Genomic DNA, 18,898 nt, shown 5'->3' on the forward strand with positions numbered 1-18,898 from the left:
AGATGTGTATAAGAGACAGGCTTCTGCGGCCCAAGCGCCGCTGGAAGTGCAGAAGGCGGCCGCTCTTTCCCTTTCTAACCCTGTTTGTGCTGGTGGTGAGCCTGACGGTTGGGACGGTAGCGGTGCGCTATCTGTGGCCCCAGGAATCAGAGGCAGATCCCGGAATCATCACCACCAGCAGCACACAGGACCCCTTTGCCGCCCTGGAACGGGCGGAGACGGGAACCGGTGTGACCGTAGCCATCTCTCCCACGCCGGAGGACACGCTGACGGCAACAGAGATCTATCAGAAGTGCGTCCCCTCCATTGTCTCTCTCTGGGCAGAAGGTGACGGCACCTCCAGCACCGGAACCGGAATCGTAATGAGTGCGGACGGCTACCTGCTCACAAATGCCCACGTGGTGGCCAACAGCCTGCGGGTCTACGCCGCTTTTCACGACGACACCATCCTGGAGGCTAAGCTGGTGGGGGCGGACGCAGACGCGGATGTAGCGGTGCTGAAAGTGGACGCCCATGGCCTGACCCCTGCAGAATTCGGCGACTCGGACCAGCTACTGTGCGGAGATATGGTAGTGGCCATTGGAGACCCACTGGGCTACCGGACTTCCATCACCCAGGGCATCGTCTCCGCGCTGAATCGGATCGTCAATGTGGACGGCGTCAATATGGAAGTCATTCAGACCAGCGCGCCTATCAACTTCGGCAACTCCGGCGGCGCCCTTATCAACGACCACGGCCAGGTGGTGGGCATCACCACCATGAAAATTGTGGCCGAAGACAACACCGTGGAGGGGCTTGGGTTTGCCATCCCCATGACCAATGTCAAAGAGACAGCAGATTGGCTCATTGCGGGGCAGCCCGCTCTGGGCTTCACCGTGGACTCCAGCGACGGCACGCTCCGGGTGTCCCAGGTGGAACAAAACAGCAACGCCTACGCCGCCGGCCTTCGCGCGGATGACCGGGTGACTGCTTTAAATGGCACTGAAGTCAGCACCATTGTGGAGCTGAAACAGGCCAAAGCTGATGTACTCCCGGGAGATATTGTCTCACTCCAGATCCTGCGCAGCGGCGAGACGCTTACCATCTCCTTTGAGGTACAAACTGAATCGGACTTCCCAAACCGAGAGCGGTGATGGTTCCGATTTTGCCCTTCTCTCTTTGCCGGTCTACCAAATGTCTACCAGGTCTACCGCCGGGAAGCCTTGCGCGCCAAGGGTTTCCGGCGGTTTCTTTTTGCTGTTTTTGGGAGGCGGTCTACCAAAAGTCTACCAAGGTGATTTTTTGAGGGAGAAACCCGCGGATTTCTCCCTCTTTTTTGCGTTTTGAGCACGTTTTGGAGCATGCAAGGGGCGTTATGCTTTCCTGAATTATACTTCCTTCCTAAAAGTTGGCAAATGGCAGCTAATTTTGGAAGGTATTGGCGCCCCTGCCTGAATTTAAAAGGAGGAATTCCAATGAGAAACCTGAAGCGTGCTCTCAGCCTGGGTCTCACCGCGGCCATGATTTCCGGCCTGATGGTGATGGGCTCCAGCGCCGCGAGCTACGCGGATGTGACTTCTGAGAACAATCAGGAAGCCATTGAGGTTCTCCAGGCTGTCGGCATCATGGTCGGCGACGAGAACGGAGACTTCAACCCTGATCAGAACGTCACCCGCAATGAGATGGCTGTGGTTATGTCCAACCTGATGGAGTATAACGTGGCCAGCTATGCAAACACCTCTCCCTTTACCGACGTGCCCAGCTGGGCTGAGCCTTATGTGGCTGCCTGCTTTGTGAACGGGATTACTGCCGGTACCAGTGCCACCACTTATGGCGGCAGCGAGACTGTGACCACCGCTCAGGCGGCCCTGATGCTGATGAAGGCTCTGGGTTACTTCCAGTACAATCAGGACTTCGGTACCGACTGGCAGCTGGCCACCACCCGTCAGGGCAACGCTATTGACCTGTTCGACGGCGTAGATGCCGGTGTGACTCAGGCCATGACCCGCAACGATGTGGCTCAGCTGGTGCTGAACACCCTGGAGTCCGGTATGGTGACTCCTACCACCAGCGGCAACATCACCGTAGGCGGCGTGACTATTGCCAGCAGCGTGGAATACAACTATGTGACCAGCAATGCCGGTTACGCCAAGTCCATCAGCGGTGCGCTGTCCACCGACGCCAACTCCGACGCTGGCCGGCCCATCGTGGAACTGGGCGAGGACCTGTACCAGGGCGATCTGGCCAAGGCTAAGGATCACGACGCTTTCGGCCGTCCCGCTTCCATCTGGTCCTACAAGGACAACGAGATCGGCACCTATGTGGATGATCGGACTCAGACCTGGACCACCAAGGTCACCGAGCGTGATCTGTACCGTTCCGCCGGCACTGCTGCTGTGAACGACTACACCTGGACCTACTGGATCGACGGTGAAGCTCACACCATGGATGGCTCCAAGCTGGATCGGAACGACACCGACCGCTGGCAGACCACCGGTAACGGCGTCCTGACCGAGATGTTCGTGGATACCGTGGCTGAGACCGTGGACGTGACCGTCATCCACAGCTATGTGGCTGAGGTCAGCCGTGTGGAGGCTAACAGCGATGACAATGACTACACTGTCACTGTCAACCTGAAGACCCGTCCCGACGGCGTGGCTGTGAACCGTGAGTTCAACACCGAGACCGAGTTTGCCCGCGGCGATATCGTCGTGGTGAACATCGCCGACGGCGACATCGAGGCCATGACTCTGGCCGAGACCGTCGAGGGTACCGTTTCCGCCGTGAAGGCCAACGACTACCTGCGTATCGATGGCACCACCTACAACTACAACTATGCCTACACCACCGACACTGTTCTGAATGGCTACACCTCTGACAACAAGGGCCTGTATGACCTGGAGAACAACACCCCTGCCAACCCCGGCGCTGGCGATGAGGTCGTCCTGTATCTGGACGCCAACGGCTGCCTGGTAGCCGTGGCTGACGCTGGTGAGGTCGCCGAGGACTATGTCCTGGTGAAGGGCCTGCACAGCGCCTATGGCGATTACTCCGCCAAGATCGTGAAGTACGACGGCACTGAGGAGACCGTGGACATCGACGAGGTGGACGGCGACGACATCACTGGCTATGACCAGAACGGCAATTATGACAAGCTGGGTGAGCTGGGCCTGGGCGTGTACAAGTACAGCCGCAGCGGCAACGCTTACGACCTGACCTCTTCCTACTACACTGATTCCAAGGGCAATCATGAATTTACTCTGGATCAGATGCAGAAGGTGAAAATTGAGAATGGCCGCGCCCGCATGACCGAGGAGGCCGCTGGCGCCGCTACCGGTACTTTCTATGTGGACAGCAACACCGTGTTCGTGGACGCCTGGAACAACACTTCCTACATCGGCTACAACAACGTGCCCACTATGAGCGACGTTGAGGGCTGGGTTGTGTACGACGAGGACAACACCGTGGCCGACGTGGTGTTCATCACCAACGACGTGGCCTATGAGCTGGACAACGACAACTTCTTCCTGGTGACCAGCACCGGCGCCGAGGAGGAGTACAACGAGAACGGCAATGTCTGGAACTACACCGGCTACATCAATGGCGAAAAGACCACCCTCACCTTCGCCGATAAGCAGGATAATCTGGAGGTCGGTGTCTACAAGATCCTCAAGACCGACAGCGACGGCAACGTGACCGACATCGATCAGATTGTTGATGAGGACGAGGTTCTGGATAACTACGGCCTTGCCACTGACGCCTATGCCACCTACGCTAAGGGTCAGAGCCTGACTGTGGCTAATGCCACCAACAGCGATAAGAGCTATGACTCCTCCAAGCACGAGGTTGCTCACGAGCGCTTCACCTATCTGAACGACGAGTCCCTGGTGGTCGTTGTCAACCTGAACGACGAGAACGACGATGTGGATACCGTTTCCATCGGCGACCTGGGCGACATCAACGTGGTGGACGCCAACAACCCGAAGGATGCTGAGACCAGCGCTGTCTACATCCTGAACGTGGACGACAACGACGAGGCCGCTCCTGTGGCCAAGCTGATCCTGGTTGTCAACCCCGATCCTAACGGCGACGCTGCCAATGGCGGCGGTCAGGGCGAGGCTGCCAACTACAGCTACAGCATTGCTGCCGCCAACAATGGCAATATCTCTGCCCGTATCACTGACTTCGTGCGCCCCAGCCACATCCCCGCCAGTGCGAAGGCTACCGTCTCCTTCAACGTTTACAGCAACGGGGTCTTCATTGACAACGGTACTGTGGTGATCCGTGCCAACCAGACCAGCGGCATTGGCAACATTGTCGGCACTGGCCTGACTGCGGCTGACGAGGTCACCTATGAGGAGACCGGTATCACCTACGACAAGGTGAAGGTTTCCTACACCGGCAACGTGCCTGTGAAGGATACCGCTCCCGATGAGGTCGCCGTGGGCGCCACTGCTCTGAACGACATCGCGCTGAATACCACCGACAACACCAGCACCGTGAACTACACTGTGAAGCAGGGCAACACCACTCTGAAGAGTGACACCTATGCTCTGAGCAGTGGCAAGGAGATCGATGTAGCTTCCTTTGATGGTGGTGCCACGGTAACTGACGACGCTGCTGTGGTCGTGGATCTGACTGTCACTGACGGTCTGAATGAGACCTACACTATTACTGAGATTGGTACTGCTACCAAGCTCAGCGAGCTGAAGTCCGGGTACAATGGGGCTTTCAAGGATACGACCCTGACTGTTACCGCTAGCCGGAAAGCTAACCTGACTGATGGTGCTCAGGTCCTCCTGACTGCCACCATCAACCCCGCTGTCAGCAACACCAGTGAGACTGGTCTGAAGATTACTCTGACCAACGGTGCGGAGTTTATCTTCAAGAACGACAATTCTCAGACCACTGCTACCGCGAATATCACGGTTAAGGGCAATGAAACGCTGGCTGTTGGCTCCATTGAGGAAGTCGCAGCGCCCACTATTACCCGCGTTGAGCTTACCCTCGACAAGTTGGGTGATGGACTCATCAATGCTAACGACGTTATCACCGTTTACTTCTCTGAGAAAGTCACTGCTGACAAGGCCGGTGAGACCGGCAGTGCCGGCCTGACTGGTACCTGGAAAGTTGCCGATGATGGCATGAGCGCTACTTATACCATTACTGCGGCTCCTGACAGCACAACGAATGAGTTTACTGTGAACAACATCGTAAGTGTTGCTAATGGTGTAAAGAACATTAACACCTACAAGATCGTTGTTTCCAATGCTGCGGGTGCGGCGGATGCTGGCCTGAAGGCAGTCGAGGCCTAAGTTTCTCTTAGAGTCTCTATAGTACAACAATTAAGGAGCCCCCGGATCTAATTGGTCCGGGGGCTCCTATTATTCTCATGTTTTAGGTAAACGCGATGTAATAGTATGTGACTCCGGTTTCGTTGGTCAAGATCCGGTCTCCAGAGGCGGAGGACTCATAGGCCACCGTGAAGCCATTGGAAGCTACCTGCAGGACCATTTTTTCCGAGGTCTTAGACTGGATGGGCCGCCCAGTGGAAGCCAGACCACCGTAATGACAGGAGGCATATTCCAAGCCGTCATAGACCGCACCAAAGCTGGTAAAGACCAGCACCGCTTTTGGGGTGAAGCCGAGGGAGATGGTACGGGACGCCGCATCATTTCCGACATAGGAGCCGAATGTGAGTTTAGTCAGGTTGAGAGAGAGCGATGCGACTGTAGAAGACAGCGCACTGAGTGCGCTCTGGTCGGCTTTCCCGCTCTCCAACTCTGCTATCGCCGCATCCAGCTTGACGTTGTCGGCGTTGAAATCGGTGCGTAAAACCTGGTCGGTGGGCTCCCACTGGTTCAGCTGATAATTGGCCGTTTGATTGGTTGCCATAGTATAAATTCCTCCTTATTTTGGTTGGAGCAATGGCCCTCTTGTGAAAGGGGGCAGTCGCCGCCGTCAGGCGGTGACTGGGGGATTCTGTCTTTCGGGCTCTGTGTGGGAAATAGAATCCCTCCACCGCCTTCGGCGGTCCCCCTCCCTTTTACAAGGGAGGCTTTGGGTCTGCTCAAATAAGGAGGAATGTGCCCCTTTGTGGGACGTTTGAATACATATATTGGGAATCAGGGCGGAGTGCGTCTGTTTGGGGGGCGGGAGGCTCGGTGTGCCGCCCCTACGATGGAGACGAGGTAAGCCCCCGGGCGGCGCGCCGAGTCGTCGCGCCCTACAAAAGCTGGAACCTGCCCCCTCATCCGGCTCTTCGGGCCGCCTTCTCCCTGGGGAAAGGTTTTCGGGCGGCTGATAGCCGCCCCTGCAGAGAGAAATTCTCTGGGGCGGGTGAGGACACCCGCCCCTACGGGGATTGTGGGCGAAAAACGGCGGGCGCACAGTGTGCGCCCCTACGGCACAATTACAAACGGCTCTATATACAAGAAAAGGGACAGGTCTGGAACCTGTCCCTTAACACACAGAGGCGAAACGCAGTTTTGCATAAAATTTCTTTGGTTCCTTTCTTTTTCAAAGAAAGGAACTGCTCTATTCCTTCTCGATGTCCATCATCAGGCCCACCCGGCGGGCGTGGCGGCCGCCCTCAAACTGGGTGTTCAGAAATACGTCTACAATGCGCTCGGCCATGTTGGGACCGATGATCCCGGCACCCATGGCCAGCATGTTGGCGTCGTTGTGGCGGCGGGTCATCTCGGCGGAGTAGGGGTCGCCGCACAGGGCGCACCGGACCCCCTTCACCTTGTTGGCAGAGATGGAGATGCCGATGCCGGTGGTGCAGATGACAATGCCCTTCTCGCACCGGCCGTCCGCCACGGCCTGGGCCGCCGCCTTGCCGAAAACGGGGTAGTCGCAACTCTCCTCGCTGTCACAGCCGCAGTCCAGAACGCTGAGGCCCTTGGCGGTGAGATAGGCCTTGATGTGCTCTTTTAAACGGTAACCGCCGTGATCCGACGCAATGGAAATCATATGTTATTCCTCCTCTACAAAACAAAACGGGGATCATGTTCCCCTTCATTTTATTTCATTTTTCACCATTTTGCAAGGGGAAAAGAAGCCCGCCGCACGGGTGTGCGGCGGGCGCTTTTATTACAGACGGGTGGGTACGTGCCAGATATCGCCGGCGTAATCCCGGATGGACCGGTCGGCGGCGAAGATGCCGGAACGGGCGATGTTGATGAGGGACATCTGGTTCCAGAGCTTGCGGTCGGCGTAAGTCTCAATGGCGCGGCGGTGGGCCTGGCAGTAGCTGTCAAAGTCGGCCAGGAGCAGGTACTCGTCGGCCGGGCTGCCGCCCGCACCCACCAGGAGCCGGTCGGCAATGTCGTTGTAGTCTACACCGTCGCCGAAGCCGGCGCGGATCTGATCCAGCACCCGCTTGATGGCCGGATTGCTGTTGTAATAGTTGGCGGGGATATAGCCCTGGTTCTTCAGCTGAACCACCTGATCGGCGGTGAGGCCGAAGAGGAAGATATTCTCGTCGCCCAGCTGCTGGTGCATCTCCACGTTGGCGCCGTCCAGGGTGCCGATGGTCAGGGCGCCGTTCATCATGAACTTCATGTTGCCGGTGCCGCTGGCCTCCTTGCCGGCGGTGGAGATCTGCTCGCTGATCTCAGAGGCGGGCATGAGCTTCTCCGCCAGAGAGACCCGGTAGTTCTCTAAAAAGACCACCTGGAGCTTATCCTTGCAGATGGGGTCGGCGTTGATCTGGGCGGACAGGGAGTTGATGAGCTGGATGATCTTCTTGGCCACGTGGTAGCCGGGGGCCGCCTTGGCGCCGAAGAGGAAGGTCTGGGGAGTGAACTCCATGTTGGGGTTATCCCGCAGCTGGTTGTACAGGTGGATGATGTGCAGCACGTTCAGAAGCTGCCGCTTGTACTCGTGGAGGCGCTTCACCTGCACATCAAAGACGGCGTCGGTGTTCAGCTGCACGCCGGACTCCCGGGCCACGTAGGCGGCGAAGCGGCGCTTATTCTCCTTCTTGATGGCCTCCAGCTGGGCCAGGACGCTCTGGTCGTCCTTGTACTTCTCCAGGCCGCGGATGGCCTCCGGGTGGAGCAGGTAGTCGTCCCCACCGGTGCACTCCTTCACCAGGGCGTCCAGCTTGGGGTTGATCTGGGACAGCCAGCGGCGGTGGTCCACACCGTTGGTGACGTTCTTGAACTGCTCCGGACGCATGGTATAGGCGTCGTGGAACACATCCTGCTTCAAAATCTCCGAGTGGAGGGCGGATACGCCATTCACCGCGTAACAGGCGCACACGCACAGGTTGGCCATGCGCACCTCGCCGTTCCAGATAATGGCCATCTTGGAGACCTTGCTCTGGTCGCCGTGGAAGTGCTGCTCCAGTGTGCGCTGATACCGGGCGGCGATCTCCTTCAAAATCTGCCAGATACGGGGCAGGAGGTTCTCAATGAGCCCCTGGGGCCAGCGCTCCAGGGCCTCGGCCAGGACGGTGTGGTTGGTGTAGGCCACCGTGTGGGTGACGATGTTCCAGGCGTCGTTCCAGCTGTAACCCTCCACGTCCAGGAGAATCCGCATGAGCTCGGGAATCACCAGGGTGGGGTGGGTGTCGTTGATCTGGATGACGTGCTTCTCGTGGAAGTTCCGCAGGGTGCCGTACTGGGCCCGGTGCTGACGCACGATAGACTGGACGGTGGCGGAGACAAAGAAATACTGCTGCTTCAGGCGCAGGGACTTACCCTCGTAGTGGTTGTCGTCGGGGTAGAGCACCTTGGCGATGACCTCGGCCATGGCCTGCTGCTCCACCGCCTTCAGATACTCGCCCCGGGAGTAGTAGCTCATATCCACAGGGACAGGGCTCTTGGCGTCCCACAGACGCAGGGTGTTGGTGTGGCGGGTCTTATAGCCGGCGATCTCCATGTCCCGGGGGATGGCCAGGACGGTGGTGTAGCCCACGTGCTCCGGGTGATTGACCCCCCGCTCGTCCCAGTGGTCCACCACCTTGCCGCCGAAGCGGACCTCCTCGGTCTCGTCCACCTTGGGGATGAGCCAGGCGTCGCCCAGGCCCAGCCAGTTGTCGGCCTGCTCCACCTGCTTGCCGTCCACGATCTTCTGCTTGAAGATGCCCAGCTCGTAGCAGATGGTATAGCCGGTAGCGGGGATCTCCAGGGTGGTCATGGAGTCCAGGTAGCAGGCGGCCAGACGGCCCAGGCCGCCGTTGCCCAGGCCGGCGTCCGGCTCCTTCTCAAACAGGTCGGAGGCAGAGAAGCCCAGGTCCTCCAGCGTGTCCTTCAGGGTATCCAGAAGGCCCAGATTGTAGGCGTTCTTTTCCAGGGAACGGCCCATCAGAAATTCCAGAGACAGGTAGTGGACCTGGCGCTGCTGGCCCTCCCACACCTGATTGCCTGTCTCCATCTGGTGGCTGGACATGATGTCACGGAGCACCAGTGCGCAGGCCTTGAACATATGGTTGGGGGTGGCGTCATCCACGTCGCGCCCAAAGTTGCGGCGGAGCTTGCCGACGATCATCTCGGTAAGCTGGGCCTTGGTATATTCAGCCATTCGGAATGCCTCCCGTTTCACAAAATCAAATCAAAGGGAATTGGAAAGATTTTTCCCTACCCGGTGATATTGTATCAGATTTTCCAGGGAGCGTCAATGTACAGAAGAGTGCAAAAGCGGGGAGGATTTTCCCGGTTCCATGCTGTTTTGACAAGGGCTCCCGGCATTGGGAAATGGAAAGCCCTCCGCCGGAGCGGAGGGCTTTGGAGACCGGCCTCAGCCGGAAATGCGCTGGTAAATATCGATGTATTCCTGGGCGGAGTGATCCCAGCTGAAATCGGCGGTCATGCCTTCCTTCTGCAGGCCGCGCCAGGCCTCCTTGTTGTTGTGGTACAGATCCACAGCCTCCCGGATGACCCAGAGCATATCCCCGGCGTTGATATCCGAGAAGGTAAAGCCGCGACCGGTGCCCTCGAACTTGTTGTAGGGCAGGACGGTGTCCTTCAGGCCGCCGGTCTCCCGGACCACGGGCACGGTGCCGAAGCGCATGGCGATCATCTGGCTCAGGCCGCAGGGCTCGCTGATGGAGGGCATGAGGAAGATGTCGGCGCCGGCATAGATCATGTCGGAGAGGGGGGCGGAGTAGGTGATCTGGGCGGAGAAGCGGCCGGGATACTGGCGCTGAGCGTTGCGGAAGGCCTCCTCGTACTGCCAGTCGCCGGTACCCAGCACCACCATCTGCACATTCATCTCCATGATCTGGTGGAGCACGTCGGTGACCAGAGAGAAGCCCTTGTGGCCCACCAGACGGGAGACGCAGGCGATAATGGGGGCGGATTCGTCCTCCCGCAGGCCCACCGCCTTCTGGAGGGCCAGCTTGCAGGCGGTCTTGCCCTTGGCGGGGTTCTTGGCGGTGAAGTTGGCCGCCAGGCCGGGCTTCTTGGCCGGATCGTAGAGGGCCATGTCAATGCCGTTGAGGATGCCCTGGAGCTTGCCGCTCTGCTGGTTGATGACCGCGTCCATGCCGTGGGCATAGAAGGGCATACGCAGCTCCTGAGCGTAGGTGGGCGACACGGTGGTCACATAGGTGGAGGCCATGATGGCGCCCTTCATCAGGTTCACATCTCCGTGGAAGGCCAGCATCCCCTCGTTGAAGTAGTTGCGGCCCAGACCGATGACATCCTCCAGAACCTGGTCGCCGTAACGGCCCTGATACTCAATGTTGTGGATGGTGAACACGCTCTTGGCGTTGCCCAGCTGGGGGATGCGGTACTTGTCCTCCAGCAGGTAGACGGGTACCAGGGCGGTCTGCCAGTCGTTGCAGTGGATGATGTCGGGCCACCAGTCCAGCTGTCCCGGCGTCTCGATGACGGCCCGGGAGAAGTAGGCGAACCGCTCGCAGTCGTCGAAGTGGCCATACATCTGCCAGCGCTTGAAGTAGTACTCGTTGTCCACAAACCAGTAGGTGACCCCGTCCCGCTCCAGCTGGAAGATGCCGCAGTACACCTGCCGCCAGGACAGCGTGACGTTGAAATACTTCAGGAAGGTCATCTGGCTGCGCCACTCCCCGCTGACGCCCTCGTACAGGGGGAGAATAACCTTGACCTCATGGCCGGCCTGGGCCAGAGCTTTGGGCAGGGAGCCGGCCACATCGGCCAGACCGCCGGTTTTGATGAAGGGCACCGCTTCCGAGGCGGCAAACAGGATTTTCATAGTAAGACCCCTTTCTCCAGACAAATTTACAGACGAGACCGCCGGGGGGACAGGGCAGGAACTGCACCGCCTCCCCGGCGGGAACAATGTAGGATTACACCACGGAGCCCTTGGCGATGGCCAGAGGATAGGTGAGATGGCCCATCAGCATGCGGTCCTGGTTGACGGTGACGTCCTTGTCGGTGATCACATAGGACAGAGAGGCGCCGCTCTTGACCACGGTGCCCTGCATCAGCACACAGTTGGACACCTTGGCGCCCTTCTCGATGACCACGTGGCGGGAGACGATGGAGTTCTCCACCTCGCCCTCGATGAGGCAGCCGTCGGCCACCAGGGAGTGGATGGACTTGGCGTCGGGGCCGTAGTAGGTGGAGGGACTGGAGCGGTCCTTGGTGCGGATGGGCCGGGCGGGGTTGAACAGGTCGTCCCGCACGGCGGGGTCCAGCAGGTCCATGGAGCGCTCGAAGTAACCGCTCACTGACTGGAAGCGGGCCACATAGCCCTGGTGCACGTAGGACATGAGCTTCAGGGTCTTCAGACGGGGCTGGAGCACGCCGCGGCTGAAGTTGATGATGTCATGGGCGGCGCAGTAGTCCACCATATCCAGCAGCAGCTTCTTGGAGAGGATGTAGACCTCCAGGCTCTCCAGCGTCTTGTCCGCGGCCACCGGGTGGACGGACAGGTCGGTGACCCGGCCCTCCTCATCCACCTCCACGTACTCGGAGAAGCGGGGAGCACCCTTCAGGGTGGGGGTGCACACCATGGTCACATCGGCCCCGGTGTCGATGTGCTGCTGGAGCACCTCGGCCACCGGCAGGTTCACCGCCATGTCACCCCAGGCCAGAATCACATACTCCTGGCGGATGTTTTCCAGATAGTCGGCCACGCCGGCCAGGGCGTCCATGTTGCCCCGGTACTCGCCGCCCCGCTCCGCATAGCCGAAGGGGGGCAGGATGCGCAGGCCGCCGTGGCGGCGGGACAGCTCCCAATCCTTACCGGAGCCCACGTGGTCCAGCAGGGACTGATAGCTCTGATGTACAATGATGCCCACGTCGGTGATGCCGGCGTTGACATAGTTGGAGAGCATGAAGTCCACCAGGCGGTACCGCCCGCCGAAGGGCAGGGAGCAGGTGTTCCGGGGACGGGTCAGCTCCCCCAGGTTGGCGTCGGACCGGTACGCAAAAATGATGCCGTGCAGGTCGTTCATGCCTGCTCACCTCCTTTCACATCTTCCCGGATCATGGCGCTTGGCTTCACAACCGCCTTGTCTCCGATGGCAACGCCGCCGCCTACCACGGCAATGCCCCAGTCCGGGTCCTCGCTGGGAGGCGCGCCGATGGTGGCCTCCTCCCCGATGACGGCGTTCTCCGCCACAATGGCGTAGGCCACAACGGCCCCCTTCTTCACCACTGCGCCGGGCATGAGGATGGAATACTGGACGTCGGCTCCTTCCTCCACCGTGACGGAGTGGAAGAGCACCGAGTTTTCCACCGAGCCGTCCACCTGGCAGCCGCCGGTGACCAGAGAGTGGGAGATCTGGGCGTTGGGGCCGGTGACATGGGGGGGCTTGATGGGGCTACGGGCGTAGATGGGCCAGCTGGGATCATACAGGTCGATGCCGCTGTGGGGGGCCAGCATGTCCATGTTGGCATCCCACAGGGAGTTGATGGTGCCCACGTCCTTCCAATAGCCGGAGAAGCGGTAAGTCATCAGCTTCTCGCCGGCGGCGAGCATATTGGGGATGATGTTCTTGCCGAAGTCGTTGGAGGAGTTGGGGTCGGCCTCGTCGTCGATGAGGTACTGACGCAGCTTGGACCAGGTGAAGACATAGATGCCCATGGAGGCCAGGGTGCTCTTGGGGTGCTGAGGCTTCTCCTCAAACTCGTAGACCTGGCCGTCCTCGTTGGCGTTCATAATGCCGAAGCGCTTGGCCTCCTCCAGGGTCACCTCCAGCACGGAGATGGTGCAGGCGGCCTCGGTCTTCTTGTGCTGGGCCACCATGTCGGAGTAGTCCATCTTATAGATGTGGTCGCCGGAGAGTATGACCACATAGTCCGGGTCGTACAGGTCCAGGAAGCCGATGTTCTGATAGATGGCGTTGGCGGTGCCCTTGTACCAGGTGCCCTGATCGCCCTCCCGCATGTAGGGGGGGAGGATGTGCACGCCGCCGTCGGACCGGTCCAGGTCCCAGGGCTGGCCGGAGCCGATGTAGCTGTTCAGCTCCAGGGGGCGGTACTGGGTGAGCACGCCCACGGTGTCGATGCCGGAGTTGACGCAGTTGGACAGGGGAAAGTCAATGATGCGGTACTTCCCGCCGAATGGGACGGCGGGCTTGGCCACCTGGCTGGTGAGGGCGTAGAGCCGGCTGCCCTGTCCGCCCGCCAACAGCATGGCCACAACTTCTTTTTTCATATGTCGTTCACCTCTGATGTAGTGTAAACTCCCCCAGATGGGAGGTGCACGCTGGATTCAGGTTTCCGATTTGGCCTTGGGTCCGGGCCGGGCCGCAGCCTTGGATTTCCGGGCGGCCGTCTTGGCTGCGGCGGATTTTCCACCCTCCCCCGCCTTTTTGGCCTTAGAGGAGGTCTTCTTTTCGGCGGCCTCCTTGCTGGAGTCCTTCTTTTTCCGCACGGGATTGCGGTGGGTGCAGCGGTAGATCACTGCCGACATGGGGGGCAGGTCGATGGACAATGCCTGCTCCTGGTCGTGGCAGGGGGTGTTCACCGTCTTGAGGGGGGCGGTGTCTCCCAGGCCGCTGCCGCCGAACTCCTCGGCGTCGGTGTTGAAGATGGGGGCCCAGGTGCCCGCGAAGGGGGCGCCTACATAGTAGCCCTTCCGGTGGACGGGGGAGAAGTTGCAAACCACGATGAGCGGTTTGCCCTCCCGGTCCCAGCGCAGGAAGGCCACGGTGTCGGCCTTGTTGTCGTCGGCGCACAGCCACTGGAAGCCCTGCCAGGAGTCGTCCTGCTCCCACAGGGGGGACTCGGCCAGATAGAGGGCGTTGGCCGCCTTGAAGAAGGCGTGGAGCTTTTTGTGGGGCTCGTACTGGAGCAGGTGCCAGTCCAGAGAGTACTCGTAGTGCCACTCGTTCCACTGGCCGATCTCCGCCCCCATGAAGGAGAGCTTCTTGCCGGGGTGGGTGAGCATATAGGTGTAGAAGGCCCGGACGCCGGCGAACTTCTCCGGGTTGTCCCCGGGCATCTTGCCCAGGAAGGAACCCTTCATGTGGACCACCTCGTCGTGGGACAGGGGCAGGATATAGTTCTCCGAAAAGGCATACATGAGGGAGAAGGTGATGTCCCGGTGGTTGAACTGCCGGAAATAGGGGTCCAGCTTGATGTAGTGGCAGATGTCGTTCATCCAGCCCATGTTCCACTTGAAGTTGAAGCCCAGGCCGCCGTCGTCCACCGGATAGGTCACCTTGGGCCAGGCAGTGGATTCCTCGGCAATCATCAGCACGTCCGGGTGGGCGGCGAAGATGGTGGTGTTCAGCTTCTGGAAGAACTCGATGGCCTCCAGGTTCTCTTTGCCGCCGTGGATATTGGGCATCCAGGCTCCGTCCTGACGGCCGTAGTCCAGATAGAGCATGGAGGATACCGCGTCCACCCGCAGGCCGTCGGCGTGGTACTCCTCCAGCCAGAACATGGCGTTGGAGAACAGGAAGGAGCGCACCTCGTTCCGGCCCAGATCAAAGACCTGAGTGCCCCAGTCGGGGTGCTCCCCCTTTCGGGGGTCGGAGTACTCATAGGTGGGAGTGCCGTCGAAGTGATACAGGCCGAAGGCATCCCGGGGGAAGTGAGCGGGGACCCAGTCCAGAATCACGCCCACGCCCGCCTGGTGCAGCTGGTCGATGAGGTATTTGAGATCGTCGGGGGTGCCGAACCGGCTGGTGGCGGCAAAGTAGCCGGTGACCTGGTAGCCCCAGGAGGCATCCAAGGGGTGCTCCATCACCGGGAGCAGCTCCACATGGGTGTAGCCCATCTCCTTTACATAGGGGACCAGGTAGTGGGCGGTGTCCCGGTAGGATAGGAACTCCCCCTCGCCGGTGCGCCGCCAGGAGCCCAGGTGGCACTCGTAGATGTTCATGGGCCGGCGGTACGGGGGATTCTTGGCCCGGTACTCCAGCCAGCTCTTGTCCCCCCAGGGGTACTCGTCCAACTCGTAGATCTTGGAGGCGTTGCCCGGACGGGTCTCCGCGTGGAAGGCGTAGGGGTCGGCCTTGGCCACCACCTTGCCGTCTGGCCCCTGGATGGCATACTTATAGGTATCATAGCGCTTCAGGCCGGGAATGAATCCCTGCCAGATCCCGCCCTCCACCTTTTCCAGGGGAGCGGCGGTCTCATCCCATCCGTTGAAATCTCCGAAGACGCACACCTGCTTGGCGTTGGGCGCCCACACCCGGAAGGTGCAGCCGCTCTGGCCGTCCACCTCGTCGGCGTGGGCCCCAAAACACCGCCATGCGTGGCAGCTGCGCCCCTCCGAGAAGGCTTCCAACTCTAAAAACAGGTCATATTCGGATAGTTTTCCATGATAATTGACCAATGAGATCACCTCATTCCTATCAGATCAGCCGATTTTGCGTCTAAAATGACAAGTGTGCAAAACCGAGATCCCTGATATTTATATAAATTATACAACACGCGTTTCACACCGTCAAGTCAAAAGGGTGTGAAATGGAATTTTATAGAGCTGAATATACAGGGCAATGTCCCGCCGCGCCGTTTTTCACAGAAAAGCCGCGCGGCGGGACATATTTCATTTTGACTTATCCGGCCATGAGCATCTCTTCCAGAAGCCGGGAGAAAATCTTGGGAATTGTGAGCCGTTCCACCCCCTGGGCGGAGAGGATGGGGACGGCGTCCCGCACCTGGCCGTCCAGAGAGACCTCCATCTCTCCCACGGTCTGCCCCTGTTCCACCGGGGCGGCCAGATCCTGGGCCAGGGTGACCTTGGTGGAAATCTGCCCCTCCTGGCCCTTCCGGACCAGCAGGCGGCACTCCCGCGCCAGCTGGGGCTGGACCTGTCCCTGCTCGCCCAGCAGCACCGGGATGGGGGCCAGGGGGGAGTCCGGGTATACGCTGACCAGAGTGTAGGAGGCGAAGCCGTAGTCCAGCAGGGCCTTGGCGTCCTCAAAGCGGTCGGCGGAGGTGGGGGACTTCATCACCACGGCAATGAGCTCCATACCGTCCCGCTCCGCCGTGGCCGACATGCAGTAGAGGGCGGAGTCGGTGGAGCCGGTCTTCAGGCCGGTGGCCCCCTGATAGAAGCGGACCAGGCGATTGGTGTTGGTCAGCCCGAAGGCCCCGTTCCGGATGGAGTCCATCCAGATGGTGGTGTACTCCCGGATACCGGGGTGATTGAGCACCAGCTCCCGGGACATGAGGGCGATGTCATGGGCAGAAGTCACATGGCCCTGGGCGGGCAGACCGGTGCAGTTGAGGAAGGTGGTGTCCCCCATTCCCAGCTCCTGAGCACGCCGGTTCATCTGCTCCACAAAGGCGGTCTCGCTCCCCGCCAGGTACTCCGCCATGGCCACGGCGGCGTCGTTGCCCGAGACCACAGTAATGCACTTCACCAGCTCCCCCACCGTCATCTGTTCCCCCTCTTTCAGGTAAACCTGGGAGCCGCCCATGCCAGCGGCATAGGCGGAGACGGTGACCACGTTCTCCTTGGCGATGCGGCCGCTGTCCAGGGCCTCGAAGATGAGCAGCAGGGTCATCACCTTGGTGACGCTGGCCGGTTCCAGTTTTTCGTGGGACGCCTTTTCGTAGAGTAGGGTCCCGGTCTCCTTTTCCATCAGCACCGCGGAGGCGGCGGAGAGGTCCAGGGCCGGCTGGGCCGCTTCCGCCGTCTCCCCGGCCGCCGCCGCGGGGCCGGTGAGCAGAGCCGCCGTCAGCAGCAGGGCACAAATTCGCTTCATGGAACAAACGCCTCCCGTTTCTTGGTCTTGTGGATTCAGGATGTGGAGGCGAAGAACCTTCTATACCCGGCGGGAGGCCGGTAAATTTTTGATTTCCGGCATCACACGCCCTTTACCATAATCCAGGATGTGCGATTTTTTTGTAAAATTCCGCCGTGGCGGGAGAAAAATTTCTTATTGGGACGGAAACGTACAACTTTTCCCCTCTGCCCGCCCGGGGTGAGGAGGGATATGGTGAAGAGAGACAAGAGGGCTCTGGACCGGGAGGCACTGCTGGAGCAGATGGGAAAGCTGGCCTGCGCCAAGGTCAATGACGCCGTCAAGCTGGCCTACCTTCCGGAGGAGGAGCGGGACGCCATCGGGCGGCTGGATCTGTCCGCCCTCACCGAGTTCCGGCGCAGCGGGGCGGGGACGGTGGAGATGAAATTCACCGACCGGATGCGGGCTTTGGAGCGGCTGCTGGAGCTGAGCGGACCCAGCGGGGAGGAGCAGCTGGAGCAGTTTTTGCAGAGAATGGAGGAGCCGGAGGCGTGAGACCCCTGAAGTTTTCCAAAAAGCAGCGGCGGGTGCTCACCTGGTGGCGGCCCTCCTCCCCGGACAGCGGCTATGACGCCATCTTGTGCGAGGGGGCGGTACGCAGCGGCAAGACGTTATGCACCGGACTGTCCTTCTTCTGCTGGGCTATGACCTGCTTCGTTCAAAAGAGCTTCGCCCTGTGCGGCAAGTCCGTGCCGGCGGTGCGGCGGAATCTGTGGCAGGAGCTGCGGCCCATTCTGCGGGAGATGGGGTTTCAGATCCGGGAGCGGCTGTCCCAGAACCGGATCGACATATCTCTGGGAAGGCGGCGCAATACCTTCTATCTGTTCGGCGGGCTGGATGAGCGGTCCGCCGCTCTGGTCCAGGGGATCACCCTGGCGGGGGCCCTGCTGGACGAGGCGGCGCTGATGCCCCGCTCCTTTGTGGAGCAGGTGTGCGCCCGGTGCTCAGTGGAGGGGAGCCGGCTGTGGTTCTCCTGCAACCCGGAGAGCCCCGCCCACTGGTTCTATCAGGAGTGGGTCCAGAAGGCCCGGGAGAAAAACGTGCTGCGGCTGTCCTTCACCATGGAGGACAACCCCGGACTGTCCCGGGAGACCATCCGGCGGTACGAGGCCATGTTTCAGGGGGCCTTCTACCGCCGGTTTATTCTGGGGGAGTGGGCCCAGGCGGAGGGTCTCATCTACGACTTCTTCGGGCCGGAGCTGGTGCGGGAGGCGCCGGAGGGGCTGGGCGGGCCCTGGTACATCTCCTGTGACTACGGGACGGTGAACCCCACCTCCATGGGCCTTTGGGGCAGAAAAGGCGGAGTTTGGTACCGGGCGGCGGAGTTTTACTACGACTCCCGGAGGGAGCGGCGGCAGAAGACAGACGGTGAGTACGCCCAGGACCTGGCCGCGCTGGCGGGCGGACGGAAGATCCAGGGCGTGGTGGTGGACCCCTCCGCCGCCAGCTTTCTGGAGCTGCTCCGGCGGCAGGGGTGGCCGGTGGTTCGGGCCAAAAACGACGTGCTCTCCGGCATCCGCACCACGGCGGAGCTGCTGCGGGCGGGGAAAATCGTCATCTGCGCCCCCTGTCGGGACGCCATCCGGGAGTTCGGGCTGTACTGCTGGGACACCTCCGGCACCGGCGGCGACCGGGTGGTCAAATCCAATGACCACGCTATGGACGATATCCGTTACTTTGCCGCCACGGTGGCGGCAAAGAATGGCGGAAGTTTCTTTGCCGGAAGTGTAGAGCGGGCTTCCATTTAACGAAGATCCGGGAGAGGGAGGAAATTTG

12 protein-coding genes are annotated in these 18,898 nt (G+C 60.4%); 4 read left to right on the top strand and 8 right to left on the bottom strand.

What is annotated here, in order from left to right; translation table 11 throughout:
- Both H6B31_RS09855 and H6B31_RS09860 read left to right on the top strand, forming a co-directional pair.
- Nucleotides 1-1,133, top strand: a 1,133-nt coding sequence (locus H6B31_RS09855; protein WP_204898359.1) for a S1C family serine protease, incomplete at its 5' end; no start/stop codon positions are given.
- Between the two features lie 321 nt (nt 1,134-1,454).
- On the top strand, nt 1,455-5,294 hold the full coding sequence (locus H6B31_RS09860) for an S-layer homology domain-containing protein (protein ID WP_204898360.1): 3,840 nt from the start codon (nt 1,455-1,457) through the stop codon (nt 5,292-5,294).
- Between the two features lie 82 nt (nt 5,295-5,376).
- Here H6B31_RS09860 and H6B31_RS09865 read toward each other — a convergent pair whose 3' ends face one another.
- From H6B31_RS09865 to H6B31_RS09900, 8 genes are all read right to left on the bottom strand, one after another.
- Nucleotides 5,377-5,874 (bottom strand): hypothetical protein, encoded by a 498-nt coding sequence (locus tag H6B31_RS09865; protein ID WP_204898361.1) that lies wholly within the window; start codon nt 5,872-5,874, stop codon nt 5,377-5,379.
- Between the two features lie 642 nt (nt 5,875-6,516).
- Complete coding sequence (rpiB, locus tag H6B31_RS09870) at nt 6,517-6,954, bottom strand: ribose 5-phosphate isomerase B (RefSeq protein WP_087289608.1); 438 nt, start codon at nt 6,952-6,954, stop codon at nt 6,517-6,519.
- 120 nt (nt 6,955-7,074) lie between these two features.
- Nucleotides 7,075-9,510: a glycogen/starch/alpha-glucan phosphorylase gene (locus tag H6B31_RS09875; protein WP_204898362.1), complete on the bottom strand. Its 2,436-nt coding sequence runs from the start codon at nt 9,508-9,510 to the stop codon at nt 7,075-7,077.
- 216 nt (nt 9,511-9,726) lie between these two features.
- Nucleotides 9,727-11,163 (bottom strand): glycogen synthase GlgA, encoded by a 1,437-nt coding sequence (gene glgA, locus H6B31_RS09880; RefSeq protein ID WP_204898363.1) that lies wholly within the window; start codon nt 11,161-11,163, stop codon nt 9,727-9,729.
- Nucleotides 11,164-11,257: 94 nt separating this feature from the next.
- Nucleotides 11,258-12,370, bottom strand: coding sequence for a glucose-1-phosphate adenylyltransferase subunit GlgD (gene glgD / locus H6B31_RS09885; protein WP_087289611.1), 1,113 nt, complete (start codon nt 12,368-12,370; stop codon nt 11,258-11,260).
- Complete coding sequence (locus H6B31_RS09890) at nt 12,367-13,575, bottom strand: glucose-1-phosphate adenylyltransferase (protein WP_204898364.1); 1,209 nt, start codon at nt 13,573-13,575, stop codon at nt 12,367-12,369. The genes glgD and H6B31_RS09890 overlap by 4 nt, the downstream gene beginning before the upstream one ends.
- Nucleotides 13,576-13,632: 57 nt before the next feature.
- Nucleotides 13,633-15,705, bottom strand: coding sequence for a 1,4-alpha-glucan branching protein GlgB (glgB, locus tag H6B31_RS09895; RefSeq protein WP_243418978.1), 2,073 nt, complete (start codon nt 15,703-15,705; stop codon nt 13,633-13,635).
- 223 nt (nt 15,706-15,928) lie between these two features.
- Entirely contained in the window at nt 15,929-17,083 is a 1,155-nt protein-coding gene (locus H6B31_RS09900; RefSeq protein WP_204898365.1) for a D-alanyl-D-alanine carboxypeptidase family protein, read from the bottom strand.
- Between the two features lie 234 nt (nt 17,084-17,317).
- Between H6B31_RS09900 and H6B31_RS09905 the strand changes: the two genes are divergently transcribed.
- Together H6B31_RS09905 and H6B31_RS09910 are read left to right on the top strand one after the other, a co-directional pair.
- Entirely contained in the window at nt 17,318-17,617 is a 300-nt protein-coding gene (locus H6B31_RS09905) for an XRE family transcriptional regulator (protein WP_346014064.1), read from the top strand.
- The gene (locus H6B31_RS09910; RefSeq protein ID WP_204898367.1) at nt 17,614-18,870 is read left to right on the top strand and encodes a PBSX family phage terminase large subunit; all 1,257 of its coding nucleotides are present in this window, start codon (nt 17,614-17,616) and stop codon (nt 18,868-18,870) included. Before H6B31_RS09905 ends, H6B31_RS09910 begins: the two co-directional genes overlap by 4 nt.
- Nucleotides 18,871-18,898: the final 28 nt, after the last annotated feature.

The sequence above is a fragment of the Pseudoflavonifractor capillosus genome (genome assembly GCF_016899775.1).
Taxonomy (GTDB): Bacteria; Bacillota; Clostridia; order Oscillospirales; family Oscillospiraceae; genus Lawsonibacter.

Excerpts from the sequence above, each read along its gene's own strand:
- rpiB (WP_087289608.1), bottom strand. The coding sequence starts at position 6,954 with ATGATTTCCATTGCGTCGGATCACGGCGGTTACCGTTTAAAAGAGCAC.
- glgA (WP_204898363.1), bottom strand. The coding sequence starts at position 11,163 with ATGAAAATCCTGTTTGCCGCCTCGGAAGCGGTGCCCTTCATCAAAACC.
- H6B31_RS09860 (WP_204898360.1), top strand. The coding sequence starts at position 1,455 with ATGAGAAACCTGAAGCGTGCTCTCAGCCTGGGTCTCACCGCGGCCATG.
- H6B31_RS09865 (WP_204898361.1), bottom strand. The coding sequence starts at position 5,874 with ATGGCAACCAATCAAACGGCCAATTATCAGCTGAACCAGTGGGAGCCC.
- H6B31_RS09900 (WP_204898365.1), bottom strand. The coding sequence starts at position 17,083 with ATGAAGCGAATTTGTGCCCTGCTGCTGACGGCGGCTCTGCTCACCGGC.
- H6B31_RS09890 (WP_204898364.1), bottom strand. The coding sequence starts at position 13,575 with ATGAAAAAAGAAGTTGTGGCCATGCTGTTGGCGGGCGGACAGGGCAGC.
- H6B31_RS09875 (WP_204898362.1), bottom strand. The coding sequence starts at position 9,510 with ATGGCTGAATATACCAAGGCCCAGCTTACCGAGATGATCGTCGGCAAG.
- glgD (WP_087289611.1), bottom strand. The coding sequence starts at position 12,370 with ATGAACGACCTGCACGGCATCATTTTTGCGTACCGGTCCGACGCCAAC.